The 11,490-nt window shown below is 45.4% G+C and carries 15 protein-coding genes; 3 read left to right on the forward strand and 12 right to left on the reverse strand.

All coding sequences use genetic code 11. From position 1 onward, the window contains the following. Nucleotides 1–15: 15 nt before the first annotated feature. The 4 genes from gshA to JaK3_RS00860 all read right to left on the reverse strand — a co-directional run bounded on the left by gshA (nt 16) and on the right by JaK3_RS00860 (nt 4,115). Nucleotides 16–1,314 (reverse strand): glutamate--cysteine ligase, encoded by a 1,299-nt coding sequence (gene gshA, locus JaK3_RS00845; protein WP_068319708.1) that lies wholly within the window; start codon nt 1,312–1,314, stop codon nt 16–18. Nucleotides 1,315–1,417: 103 nt separating this feature from the next. Continuing rightward, nucleotides 1,418–2,902 carry an ammonium transporter gene (locus JaK3_RS00850; RefSeq protein WP_068319710.1) on the reverse strand — a complete coding sequence of 495 codons (1,485 nt, stop codon included), beginning with the start codon at nt 2,900–2,902 and terminating at the stop codon, nt 1,418–1,420. 13 nt (nt 2,903–2,915) lie between these two features. Next, nucleotides 2,916–3,254: a P-II family nitrogen regulator gene (locus tag JaK3_RS00855; RefSeq protein WP_011903792.1), complete on the reverse strand. Its 339-nt coding sequence runs from the start codon at nt 3,252–3,254 to the stop codon at nt 2,916–2,918. Between the two features lie 24 nt (nt 3,255–3,278). Beyond that, on the reverse strand, nt 3,279–4,115 hold the full coding sequence (locus tag JaK3_RS00860; RefSeq protein ID WP_068319712.1) for a TorF family putative porin: 837 nt from the start codon (nt 4,113–4,115) through the stop codon (nt 3,279–3,281). Nucleotides 4,116–4,375: 260 nt separating this feature from the next. On the opposite strand from JaK3_RS00860, the gene JaK3_RS00865 reads away from it, so the two are divergent. Beyond that, on the forward strand, nt 4,376–4,630 hold the full coding sequence (locus tag JaK3_RS00865; protein ID WP_068320637.1) for an accessory factor UbiK family protein: 255 nt from the start codon (nt 4,376–4,378) through the stop codon (nt 4,628–4,630). A 41-nt stretch (nt 4,631–4,671) separates the two neighbouring features. Here JaK3_RS00865 and JaK3_RS00870 read toward each other — a convergent pair whose 3' ends face one another. From JaK3_RS00870 to JaK3_RS00900, 7 genes are read right to left on the reverse strand one after another with little or no spacing between them, the layout of a single operon-like run. Beyond that, a complete protein-coding gene (locus JaK3_RS00870; protein ID WP_068319714.1) occupies nt 4,672–5,256 on the reverse strand; it encodes a hypothetical protein in 585 nt (194 codons plus the stop codon). After that, complete coding sequence (gene lipA, locus JaK3_RS00875) at nt 5,249–6,259, reverse strand: lipoyl synthase (protein ID WP_068319716.1); 1,011 nt, start codon at nt 6,257–6,259, stop codon at nt 5,249–5,251. Before lipA ends, JaK3_RS00870 begins: the two co-directional genes overlap by 8 nt. After that, on the reverse strand, nt 6,256–6,900 hold the full coding sequence (gene lipB / locus JaK3_RS00880; protein WP_068319718.1) for a lipoyl(octanoyl) transferase LipB: 645 nt from the start codon (nt 6,898–6,900) through the stop codon (nt 6,256–6,258). Before lipB ends, lipA begins: the two co-directional genes overlap by 4 nt. Nucleotides 6,901–6,907: 7 nt before the next feature. Next, nucleotides 6,908–7,174 carry a YbeD family protein gene (locus tag JaK3_RS00885; protein ID WP_068319720.1) on the reverse strand — a complete coding sequence of 89 codons (267 nt, stop codon included), beginning with the start codon at nt 7,172–7,174 and terminating at the stop codon, nt 6,908–6,910. Nucleotides 7,175–7,207: 33 nt separating this feature from the next. Further along, nucleotides 7,208–7,921 carry an alpha/beta hydrolase gene (locus JaK3_RS00890; RefSeq protein ID WP_068319721.1) on the reverse strand — a complete coding sequence of 238 codons (714 nt, stop codon included), beginning with the start codon at nt 7,919–7,921 and terminating at the stop codon, nt 7,208–7,210. 25 nt (nt 7,922–7,946) lie between these two features. Beyond that, a complete protein-coding gene (locus tag JaK3_RS00895) occupies nt 7,947–8,255 on the reverse strand; it encodes a (2Fe-2S) ferredoxin domain-containing protein (protein WP_068319723.1) in 309 nt (102 codons plus the stop codon). A 16-nt stretch (nt 8,256–8,271) separates the two neighbouring features. Continuing rightward, entirely contained in the window at nt 8,272–9,366 is a 1,095-nt protein-coding gene (locus JaK3_RS00900; RefSeq protein ID WP_068319725.1) for a VanZ family protein, read from the reverse strand. 37 nt (nt 9,367–9,403) lie between these two features. Between JaK3_RS00900 and JaK3_RS00905 the strand changes: the two genes are divergently transcribed. Continuing rightward, nucleotides 9,404–10,189, forward strand: coding sequence for a biotin--[acetyl-CoA-carboxylase] ligase (locus JaK3_RS00905; protein ID WP_068319727.1), 786 nt, complete (start codon nt 9,404–9,406; stop codon nt 10,187–10,189). Further along, complete coding sequence (locus tag JaK3_RS00910; protein WP_068319730.1) at nt 10,186–10,995, forward strand: type III pantothenate kinase; 810 nt, start codon at nt 10,186–10,188, stop codon at nt 10,993–10,995. Before JaK3_RS00905 ends, JaK3_RS00910 begins: the two co-directional genes overlap by 4 nt. On the opposite strand, the gene rfaE2 is transcribed toward JaK3_RS00910, so the two are convergent. Next, nucleotides 10,992–11,480: a D-glycero-beta-D-manno-heptose 1-phosphate adenylyltransferase gene (gene rfaE2, locus JaK3_RS00915; RefSeq protein WP_068319731.1), complete on the reverse strand. Its 489-nt coding sequence runs from the start codon at nt 11,478–11,480 to the stop codon at nt 10,992–10,994. The two genes, JaK3_RS00910 and rfaE2, sit on opposite strands and share 4 nt — an antisense overlap. Nucleotides 11,481–11,490: the final 10 nt, after the last annotated feature.

Genomic DNA, 11,490 nt, shown 5'->3' on the forward strand with positions numbered 1-11,490 from the left:
AGATTAGTGTTTCATTTATGCAGCTTCGGCATCTGGATCGGTGCGCTCTAGCTCCAATGATGCGGCAAGAAGGGCTAAACGGGCAACCACGCCATATAAATAGAAGCGATTGGGTGCTGCGCTGCCTGGCTTAGCACCTAAATCAGGCATGGAGTTTTGCTCAAATGCCAGAGGCACAAAGTGCATGCCGGGTGCATTAAGATTTTCATCTGGACCGCGATCGGTATGAACGCGATAGAAGCCGCCAATAACGTAGCGGTCAATCATGTACACCACTGGCTCAGCAACTGCCTCGTTAACCTTTTCGAAGGTATAGACACCCTCCTGAATCAGCACATCGCTGACTTCAAGACCCTCTTTAACCACACTCATCTTATTGCGATCTTTGCGGTTCAAACCCTTTAGCTGTGCGGGATCGTTTACCACCATGATGCCCATGCCGTAGGTTCCTGCATCCGCTTTCACAACGACATATGGCTTCTCTTTGATACCGTATTCACGATATTTTTTGGCAGTCTTCTTCAGCACTTGTTCAACTGCAGTCTGCAGCTCATCTTCACCCTTACGCTCATGAAAATTAATATTCGAGCAACTTGAAAAATAGGGGTTAATCATCCACGGATCAATGTCAACCACTTTGGCAAATTTCTTTGCGACCTCTTCATAAGCGGCAAAGTGATTGGATTTCCGACGAACGTGCCAGCCCGCATGCAGGCCTGGCAACAGATATTGTTCGTAAATATTTTCCAGAATCGGAGGAATACCTGCAGATAAATCGTTATTCAACAAGATCGAGCAGGGATCAAAATCTTTTAAACCTAAACGTTGTTTCTTTAGCCCAAGACGGGAAAGAGGCTCCATCAATAAGCGATTGCCATCAGGCAGCTCAATCCAAGTTGGCTTCTTAATTTCTTCAGAGAAAGTTCCGAGGCGAACATTCAACCCTGCTTGACGCAAAATCGAAGACAAGCGAGCAATATTTTGCAAATAGAAAGTATTGCGGGTGTGACGTTCCGGAATTAACAATAAGTTTTTTGCTTCCGGACAAATCTTCTCAATAGCAGCCATTGCAGCTTGCACTGCTAAAGGCAACATCTGCGGAGATAGATTATTAAACCCGCCTGGAAATAGATTGGTATCTACCGGCGCCAACTTAAACCCAGAATTACGAAGATCAACTGAGCAGTAAAAAGGCGGCGTGTGCTCTTGCCATTCCAACCTGAACCAACGCTCTATGGTTGGGGTCGCTTCTAGAACCTTTGACTCTAATTCGAGCAAAGGGCCGCTGAGTGCAGTAATGAGATGTGGAACCATTCCACCATTGTAAGATTATTAAAAGAAAGACGCGGGATCCGAGGATCCCGCGCTTAAAACTAGGCAGCTAACCACAGCCGCCCAGTGAGGGGTAAATTACAGATTAAGACTCGTAGGCAGACTCACCATGTGAGCTGATATCGAGGCCTTCGCGCTCTTGATCTTCCTTGACACGCAAACCAATCACGATATCGACCAATTTGAAGGCAATGAAAGAAACCACGCCAGACCAAATTAAAGTCACAATCACGCCTTGGCTTTGGATCCAAAGCTGACTAGCGATAGAGTAATCAGGGGCAACAGCATTTGCTACATAGTCCCAGATACCTGTTCCGCCGAGAGCTGGATCAGCAAATACGCCTGTCAACAATGCACCTAAGATACCGCCAACGCCATGCACGCCGAATACGTCCAAGCTGTCGTCTGAACCCAAAATCTTCTTGAGACCAGAAACACCCCACAAGCAAACTACACCAGCAGCAGCACCGATGGCGAGCGCGCCCATTGGACCAACAAAACCAGCAGCAGGAGTAACAGCTACCAAACCAGCTACGCATCCAGAAGCAGCACCCAACATAGATGGCTTGCCTTTTGTAATCCACTCAGCAAATGACCAGCCCAATACTGCAGCAGCTGTTGCCAATAATGTATTTACGAAGGCTAGTACTGCACTGCCGTTTGCTTCGAGGGCTGAACCAGCATTGAAACCAAACCAACCAAACCACAATAGTGAAGCGCCAATCATGACGAACACCAAGTTGTGTGGCTTCATAGCTTCTTTGCCGTAACCCAAACGCTTACCAACTACGTATGAGCCAACCAAACCTGCAATCGCAGCATTGATATGAACAACGGTACCGCCAGCAAAGTCGAGAACACCCTTCTGCCACAACCAACCAGCACGCGCTGTAATTGCTTCAAGTGATGCTGCATCTTTGATGTCATCAGGACCGGGCCAGAACCAAACCATGTGAGCGATTGGCAAGTAGCTGAAAGTAAACCAGAGAATCACAAACAAAATGATTGCGGAGAACTTTGCACGCTCTGCAAACGCACCAACGATCAAGCAGCAAGTAATCGTCGCAAACGCAGCTTGGAAAGCCATAAATACAAACTCAGGAATAACAACACCTTTACTAAAGGTAGCTGCTACTGAATCTGGGTTCATGCCTTGCAAGAACAAGCGATCCAATCCACCAATAAATGCCCCGCCTTCGCTAAATGCAAAGCTATAGCCATATAGTGACCACAAGACCGTTACTAGTGAAAAGATAAACATGCACTGTACGAGTACAGAAAGAATGTTCTTACTTCTTGTTAAGCCACCGTAGAACAAAGCCAAACCAGGCAAAGTCATTAGGATTACTAATGCAGTACACACTAGCAACCAAGCTGTATCAGCCTTATTGCACTTTTCAGAGCAAAGAACTGGAGCAGGCTCTGCAGCAGCAGGAGTCGCAGCAGGCGCTGTTACAGCTGGCTTCTTAACTTCATCAGCATGCGCTGGTGAAGTAACCATTACACTAGTAGCACCAATGGCCAAGGCCATAGCACCACCAGCAACGAGTCGTTTCATCCAAGTTAACATTTTGAACCTCTCTTTAAAGTGCTGACGCACCGGTTTCACCGGTACGAATACGAATGACGTGCTCAACTGGTGAGACAAAAATCTTGCCATCACCAATCTTGCCTGTACGTGCAGATTTTTCAATTGCTTCAATCGCACGCTCCAAGATGCCATCTTCAACAGCAGCTTCAATTTTTACCTTAGGCAAGAAATCGACAACATACTCAGCACCGCGATACAACTCAGTGTGACCTTTTTGACGACCAAAGCCTTTAACTTCAGTAACGGTAATGCCCGAAACTCCCACTTCCGAGAGAGCTTCGCGCACTTCGTCAAGCTTGAATGGCTTGATGATTGCGGTAATTAATTTCATACGTTTCTCCGTTCAGAGTGGAAATTAGAATGCTTTGGTAACTGAGAAGTTAGCGCCGCCACGACCAGCCCAAGTTGTTTGATTGCCACCTGTTTGATACCAAGTTGGATTAGCATTGGTGCTAATGTAAGAAACTTGTGCAGACAAACCGCCGCCAAAGTCTTTAGTCATACCCAACTTCCAATCGGTGTAGCTAATGTTGTTAGGTGTTGTTCCGTAGCCGGTTGTAGTGTTAGGCTGACCAGCAATGTACTGATATCCAATGTGTCCATTAGCTGTTAAACCCCAAATACCTGTGTCATAGTTCAAAGTTAAATCTGGGTACATTGAGCCAGAGCTATTTGGAATGCCGAAGAGTGTTGTAACTGCATAGGACAACTTAACAAAACCGGTTAGAGCACCAAATGTAAAGTTTTGGGCTGCATACAATTCAGTTGAGTTTGGGTTTTGCATAAAGCTTGAGCTGAAACCTTTAGCTGGGTAGTAGTACTGCAAAACACCAAAATCAGATGCAAAACCTGGAGCAATTAATTCTTTCTTGAAGCCGGCATAAAAATCCATCTCCAACGGCGCTGATGTGCCAACTGGGTTTTGATCGCTAATCCAGCTAATTGTTGAGTTCCAGTTACCAATGTAGAGACCGCTCTCGTGAGCATAGTCAAAGCCGCCTTGTACAGCTGGCATGTAATTGGTCTGAGTAATGCCGCGATAACGATAGTCATTAGTCAATGTCACGTTAGCAGTAACTGGGCTAGCTTCAGGAGCTTCAGGAGCTGCTGCTGGGGCTGTTTGTGCAAATGCTGCAGTTGCAAATAAACCAGAGGCTGCTAGAGCGATGGCTGTCTTTTGAATTGTTTTCATTTAAAACTCCTAAGTGGTCATGAAAAAAGGGATAAATGCTTATTGCATGGAGTGATCATGAAGGGATGGGCTTTTTTGACTTAGGCCTAATTCCCCTATTTAATGCTTATGCACTATTTTGGTGCTCAAGATTGCACCCGATAGGTGAATTTGGGTCATTTTTTAGGTTTCAACCCCTTTTTGGGCATTTTTACCCACACAACTTAAAATACCAATGTGTATCTTTTCTGCAACTCTCAATAGAACTGCGAATCCCCATCATGCAAAAACCAGGCGAAATCCTCGAACAAATCCAACGTATCGCTAGCGATATGCAGAATAAAGTTGGCGATGCGATCCGCAATTCACCAGCTCAAGAGATTGAAAAAAATGTACGCGCCATGATGAATCAAGGATTTCAGAAAATGGATTTGGTCACGCGCGAAGAGTTTGAACTACAAAGCAAGGTGCTTGCTAAGACACGTGAGAAATTAGAAGCACTAGAAGCTAAAGTAGCCGCACTTGAAAAACAGTAACAGTAAGTTACTACAGTAGATTCAATTTTTTAGTCTTCGGATTATTCTGGCACGAAGTCACTAAAGAAGTTTTCATACTCTTCTTTGGCAAAAAATGTTTTTGCATTTTCTGTCGCTGCACTCGTATGCAGCACTGAGATCTGATAAATCCAACTATCTCCATTGGATGCAACTCGGTTAATCCAACGAACACGCATGAGTTGCTGTGATTTTCCATTCGACTTCAAATCAATAAAATAATCTTTTGTTGATAAACGCTGTTTATCCGCAGTTTTATAAAACGCATCTTCAACAGCAACATCTCCGCCAGATGCTTTTGCCCTATCAATTAAATTTGCCTGCAACTGCGAAATAAGTTTGCTCAGTGATGCACTTTGATTCGCTGGTAACTGAATGGTACTAACCGAATAAATATCATCATCAATTTTCACCGCTTCAAGAACCTGCAAAAACTCTTGATCAAGATAGGGAATGCGTCGGTCTAATTTATCAGGCTTACCTGGGAATAAAGCGGTATATCGCTCTTGTGGTGACTGGACTGTTCGCCAATCTAACTTTGGACTACATGCAATGAGAAAAACTAAAGCCGCCAATAAAGCAGCGGCTTTTGTAATTCCTCTAAACAACCCCAGCTCCATGCGCCTGTTGATCTGCGTGATAGCTTGAGCGCACCATAGCGCCTACTGCCGCATGGGAGAAGCCCATTGCATAAGCCTTTTCCTCAAACATCTTAAAGACGTCGGGATGAACATAACGCGTCACCGGCAAATGATGTCCCGATGGGGCAAGATACTGACCGATCGTGAGCATATCAATATTGTGCTCACGCATATCGCGCATAACCTCCAAAATCTCATCATCCGTTTCACCCAGACCTACCATCAAACCACTCTTGGTTGGCACGTGCGGGAAACGCTCTTTGAAGTCTTTTAGAAGCTTTAAAGAGTGTAGGTAATCAGCACCGGGTCTTGCTTGCTTATACAAACGAGGTACTGTTTCTAGATTGTGATTCATCACATCCGGCAAACCACTTGGAGCATGCTCAGCAAAAATATCTAAGGCCTTATCAAGGCGACCGCGAAAATCTGGCACTAACACTTCGATACGGGTATTGGGCGAAAGAGCACGTGATTGAGAAATACAATCCACATAATGCATTGCACCACCATCACGCAGATCATCACGATCCACGCTGGTAATAACAACATAGTTCAATTTGAGTGCGGCAATCGTGCGGGCTAGATTAGCCGGCTCTTTTGTATCCAAAGGATCTGGTCTGCCGTGACCTACATCGCAGAATGGGCAACGACGCGTGCATTTGTCACCCATGATCATAAAAGTTGCAGTGCCCTTACCAAAACATTCACCAATATTAGGGCAGCTTGCCTCCTCGCAAACAGTTACTAACTCGTTTTCGCGCAAAATCTTTTTGATTTCAGAAAAGCGTGAATTATTAGAGGCGGCTTTAACTCTAATCCAATCTGGCTTTTTGAGCACCTGTTCTAGTGGAACAATCTTGATTGGGATACGCGCAGTCTTCTCACTAGATTTTTGCTTACGTGATGCGTCGTAATTGAGATCTTGGCGACCCTCAATAGGTGTGTTGGTGTCAGGCTTATTCGTTGTCATGATGGCATCAGTTGCTTTTGTAAATGCTGCAAAAGCCTTTGGCTAATAGTGTCTATATTGTCCTTGATCCCAAGGGTTTGCATATCAACCGTCTTTAAACCCTCATAACCACAAGGGTGGATACGCTTGAAAGCTTCCAGATCGGTTGCTACATTCAAGGCAAGACCATGATAGGAGCAGCTTTTGGAGACCTTGAGACCCAAAGCAGCGATCTTGGCGCCAATCCACTCCGGGGGCACTCCTGGCTGCTCAGAGACATAAATTCCTGGGGCACCTGGGTGTCTTTCAGCCTTAATGCCGAAATCGGCTAGGGTATCAATCACTGCTTGCTCAATTCGAGAGACCAGCTCCTTGACGAAAATTCCAAGGCGCCTGAGATCCAACAGAAGATAAACAACAATTTGCCCTGGCCCGTGATAAGTAATCTCGCCACCGCGATCCACCTGCACCAGAGGAATTTGATTACTCGGCGAATGCAAATTCCCTGCATCACCAGCTAAACCCAAAGTAAACACAGGGGGATGCTCTAACACCCAAATCTCATCAGGTGTGTCGCCAGTACGCGCCTTTGTAAATAGTTGCATTGCCTCATACGTCGATGCGTACTCTGCCAATCCAAGTTGTTTTACCAAAGCCGCCATCAACAAATTAGAGAACGACGCTAACTAATGGGTGGGTAGATAAAGTTCTATAGAGCTCATCTAACTGTTCACGACTGGTCGCAGTAATTGGCAAAGTAATACCAAGATAATTTCCGTCCTTTGATGGGCGTTGCTCTACCTTACTCTCATCAAACGTAGGATCAAATTGCTTAGCAATATGAATGATCGCAGGGAGATATTCAGGGTTTGTTTTACCCATTACCTTGATTGGAAATAATGAGGGATACTCAATTAAAGACTTTTCTTCAGTCATGCTTTAACTCTCTATATCTAATTTGATTTGTAATTATTTGCGGTGATCTGGCATGCCCAACCAAGCACCCGTAATGATGTTGCGAATGCAATGTAAGCGACGGTGGAAAAAATGATCAGCGCCAGGAACTACCTGCACTGTTAATTCTTGTGGGCGCGCCCAATCCAAAACATCAATTAATGGGATCGTTTCATCTAATTCGCCGTGAATCAATATCGTATCCGCAGGAACTTGGGCCAGCGTCCACTTGCCAGCAGCACTACCTACCATGACAAGGCGTTCAGCTGGGCGTCCCAGCTCTGAAAGTCTTTGCACCAAATGACTGCCAACAAAACTTCCAAAAGAAAAACCAGAAACAACTAATGGCAAAGTATTCGCGTTCGCCGCCCAGGCTTGATTTGCAGTCATCTCAAATTCACCCCAGCTTGATGGGGTACGCATCCAGTCAGTCACGTGCAGTAAATCTTCCAACTCACCAACACCATCGTCATGCACACCCTCGGTTCCACCTACGCCGCGAAAGTTTGGACGCACGCTAACATAACCCAGTTGGTTAAATGCACGCGCCATGGTTTGCGCAACTTTGTTATCCATTGTTCCACCCATTAGAGGATGTGGGTGAGCAACGAGTGCTAGACCGCGGACTGCAAAATTAGGATCGTTTTTTAATTCATCAGGAAGATCAATCGACATCTCCATTGATCCAACAATACCTTTAATATGAATTACTTTTGTACGACTATTCATAAAACACTTTCAATCATTTAAATCACTAAGCCAACTGCAAGCGCTCAACCGGGCGACCTGCAATTAAATGTGACTGGATAATTTCTTCAACATCATCTACATCAACCATGGTGTACCAAACACCTTGTGGATAAATGACCATGACAGGACCATCAGCGCAGCGATCTAAGCATCCGGCCTTGTTAACGCGAATCTTTCCTGGGCCCGCAATTCCAAGCTCTTTAACTCTTTTTTTGGCGTAATCAAATAGCGCAAAAGCATTGTGCTGATCGCAGCAGTCTTCGCCATTACTGCGTTGATTTAAGCAAAAAAATAGGTGGTGTGAAAAACTCATAGAAAAATTATATTCATCAATGTTTCGATTTAAATTCCCTGGCACTGCGAAGCATCCAAATCAGCGCTAGAGGTAACCATACTACTGAAACCCACTGCATGAGCTCATTAAAGTGCAATAAGCGCCCCTGATACCAATGTCTTAGTGTCAGAATGAAGTAAGGATTGTCAGGCAATATGTTGACCGCTAATGTAGTGCCCACTAAACAGGTCAAAGCTAGCCAAAATTTAAGTTCTGGCTCCAACTTTAGTGCCCACCTTAATAAGATGCTGCCCAGCACCATTCCCCATAGGGCCCCTGCAGTTAACCAATTCAAACTAAATTCAGCACCAAACTGAAGTGCCGTAAACAATATCTTGATGAGCACCGTCAAACCCAATAGACCGTTGAGGATGCGCCACTGAGGCGCCTTGGCTCGCAACCCAAGCGACAGTAGTAAGGCAACGCCGAGCCAACATAGGGATGTAATCACGACCTCCTGAGCAACATGATTAATCACCCAAGTACCCCAATCTACTGAGCCAAATATGGCGTGTCCCCAAACGCCCGTTCCGAGCCAAGAGCTTTGAGGATAAATTTGCGACCATGGAAACAATAAAAATAATGCGCACGCCGCCCAATTCAAGCCAAACCATTGATCAAAACGACGGCGAATAGCGCTACCAGAGAGCCACTGCGGCCCTAGTGGAATAGCCAATAAGCCGCCCAATAAACCTCCCAAGACATTCGCCCACCAATCCATTTGACTGGGGATACGTGTGGGCAACCAAGATTGCAAGGTTTCTACCCCTAATGCAAGTACGGCACTCAAGCCTAGTGCGATAGCCAGAGCTACAAAATTACGCCAACGTGGGTAGGCAGCAAACATCACCAAAAACCCAAGAGGGATGTAAGCAAGGATATTGACCGCCACATCAAACAAAGTAATAAAACGAGGCAAAGGGGCATCCAGCCAGGCCCAGGCAGATATTCCGTTGCGGAAATCAAAATCAAAGGGGTTAAGGCTCACATAGATAATCAGGAGCGCGTAACTTAGGCTCATAGCCCTAGCTAATGGCATAGCCTGTAAAGGCCATACCAACTTCCGCGGTCGTTGATCTTTTTGATCCATCCCACAATTCTAGGTCAGACCTTTCTACAATGGCGGAATGACTGCAAATTGCATACTTGAGCGCGTTATCGAGACCAGATCGACCAATGATGATCTTTTGGGGCGTTGGCGCGCCGGAGAGTTAATCGATCCAGTGGCACGCATTGCCCACAAACAAACAGCAGGTAAAGGAAGAGCTGGTCGATCATGGCTAGCTAATCCCGAAGACTCTCTTTGCTTTTCTTTAGCCTTTCCGTTTAAAAGAACTCCTGCAGAACTGAGTGGTTTGAGTTTGTTAGTTGGTCTAGCTGTCATATCTGGGATTGCACAAGCTTGTGACCTTAATGAATCAAAACTTCACGAATTAGGTCTTCGCCTAAAGTGGCCAAATGATTTATTACTAAATAACGCCAAACTCGCTGGCATTCTGATTGAAGGTGGTCAAGCAAAAGCAGGTGATTCAACTTGGATGATTATTGGGGTAGGTATCAACTTACGTAATGCAGAAAAAATTGAGGCTAGTCTCGACAGTGGACTTAAAGCAAGCTCTCTTAGCCAGATTACAGACTCCTTGCCAGATGTTGAATACCTTTGGTTGAAATTAATTGCCTCGCTTGAGCAACATCTCACCAAATTCGATCTACATGGATTTAAACCATGCATGGAATCATGGATGAAGTGGGATGCATATCGAGATCAAGCTGTTTGCATTTCAGGCGCCGGTAAAGATGCTATATACGGCGTCACAAAAGGTGTTGATGAATCTGGGGCATTACTATTGCAAAAAGAAAACAAAACGATCGCCATTCATGCGGGTGATGTTTCATTGCGGATTCAATCATGAGCCTTTATTTATTCTTTGATGTTGGCAATACACGCCTCAAATGGGCTGCTGTGGAATCCAATCAAAATCCAAGCGCCCAACAAAAGAAGTTGTGGGCTTACTCGGGCTCTATTAGCAGCAAGTCTTTGCAGTCAGCAGAACATCGCGAGGAATTGGCCGACTATATTGCGAAGACACTTCCAAAGCCTGATGCTATTGGCTTTAGCTGTGTAGCCGGAGATGAGGCTATCACCAATCTCAAGTCATTGTTTCCACAATGGAGTGATTTGCATTGGCAGCAATTAAAAGGTGACAGCACATTCTCGGGGATGCGTAGCCTTTATCAAGATGCCAGTAAGCTCGGTGCCGATCGCTGGGCAGCCCTCATTGGCGCCCGTGCCTTATCCACCAATAACACCCTGGTTGTAAATGCCGGTACGGCCACTACGATTGACTTGCTTGGATCTAATGGCGTGCATTACGGCGGATGGATTTTGCCTGGCCTTGGGCTAATGCAAGAAAGCCTGCAGAGCAAAACTGCGCAACTCCCTTTAGCAATTCGTGAAGAATTTCAGCAAGAATTTGGATCTACAACTAATGAAGCCATTATTGGTGGATGTGATGCAGCTCAGATTGGCGCCATTCACTACGCGTTATTACAGGCAAAAAAATTGAATCATCCGGTTGAAAGAATTTGGCTTGATGGTGGCAATGCAAAAGTTCTTCTTGCTCAAATAAAAAAATCTGACTTGCAGAATTGGCCGATTGAACAAACTGAGAGCTTGGTACTTCGCGGCGTTTGGGCGTGGCTACTACAAAATATTTAAGAGCGAATCTTGCCCAGTAGGCTTGTGGTGGAGCGCTCATACAAAAACGGTATGGCAACTGCCTTACCGCCCCAGCTTTTTACTAGATGAGTCTCTGCTAAGGTATCGATTTCATAATCTCCGCCCTTGACATAAATATCAGGACGAATTTTTTCAATTAAGTTGACTGGCGTTTGTTCGGTAAACAACACGGCCATATCAACACTCTCCAGCGCTGCCAACAAGGCCTGACGATCAGCCTCTGTATTAATAGGCCTGTCATCACCTTTACCCAACATCTTCACCGAAGCATCCGAATTTACGCCGACTACTAAACTAGCACCCAAAGCGCGTGCCTGAGCCAAATAACTGGCATGCCCACGATGCAGAATATCAAAGACCCCATTAGTAAATACTAGTGGCCTTGGTAGATTTGCTAAGCGAACTGCAAGCTCATCGGGCGAACAAACTTTAGCTTCGAAAGAGGGTGGTAGTAACTGGCTCATAACTCAATAT

Source organism: Polynucleobacter yangtzensis, from assembly GCF_001595965.1.
Taxonomy (GTDB): Bacteria; Pseudomonadota; Gammaproteobacteria; order Burkholderiales; family Burkholderiaceae; genus Polynucleobacter; species Polynucleobacter yangtzensis.

What these genes read in the sequence shown, in the direction of transcription:
- JaK3_RS00890 (WP_068319721.1), bottom strand. Translation starts at nt 7,921, where the DNA reads ATGAATAGTCGTACAAAAGTAATTCATATTAAAGGTATTGTTGGATCA.
- lipB (WP_068319718.1), bottom strand. Translation starts at nt 6,900, where the DNA reads ATGGCGGCTTTGGTAAAACAACTTGGATTGGCAGAGTACGCATCGACG.
- gshA (WP_068319708.1), bottom strand. Translation starts at nt 1,314, where the DNA reads ATGGTTCCACATCTCATTACTGCACTCAGCGGCCCTTTGCTCGAATTA.
- JaK3_RS00855 (WP_011903792.1), bottom strand. Translation starts at nt 3,254, where the DNA reads ATGAAATTAATTACCGCAATCATCAAGCCATTCAAGCTTGACGAAGTG.
- rfaE2 (WP_068319731.1), bottom strand. Translation starts at nt 11,480, where the DNA reads ATGAGCCAGTTACTACCACCCTCTTTCGAAGCTAAAGTTTGTTCGCCC.
- JaK3_RS00850 (WP_068319710.1), bottom strand. Translation starts at nt 2,902, where the DNA reads ATGTTAACTTGGATGAAACGACTCGTTGCTGGTGGTGCTATGGCCTTG.
- JaK3_RS00910 (WP_068319730.1), top strand. Translation starts at nt 10,186, where the DNA reads ATGAGCCTTTATTTATTCTTTGATGTTGGCAATACACGCCTCAAATGG.
- JaK3_RS00900 (WP_068319725.1), bottom strand. Translation starts at nt 9,366, where the DNA reads ATGGATCAAAAAGATCAACGACCGCGGAAGTTGGTATGGCCTTTACAG.
- JaK3_RS00885 (WP_068319720.1), bottom strand. Translation starts at nt 7,174, where the DNA reads ATGACTGAAGAAAAGTCTTTAATTGAGTATCCCTCATTATTTCCAATC.
- JaK3_RS00860 (WP_068319712.1), bottom strand. Translation starts at nt 4,115, where the DNA reads ATGAAAACAATTCAAAAGACAGCCATCGCTCTAGCAGCCTCTGGTTTA.
- JaK3_RS00905 (WP_068319727.1), top strand. Translation starts at nt 9,404, where the DNA reads ATGACTGCAAATTGCATACTTGAGCGCGTTATCGAGACCAGATCGACC.
- JaK3_RS00865 (WP_068320637.1), top strand. Translation starts at nt 4,376, where the DNA reads ATGCAAAAACCAGGCGAAATCCTCGAACAAATCCAACGTATCGCTAGC.
- JaK3_RS00895 (WP_068319723.1), bottom strand. Translation starts at nt 8,255, where the DNA reads ATGAGTTTTTCACACCACCTATTTTTTTGCTTAAATCAACGCAGTAAT.
- lipA (WP_068319716.1), bottom strand. Translation starts at nt 6,259, where the DNA reads ATGACAACGAATAAGCCTGACACCAACACACCTATTGAGGGTCGCCAA.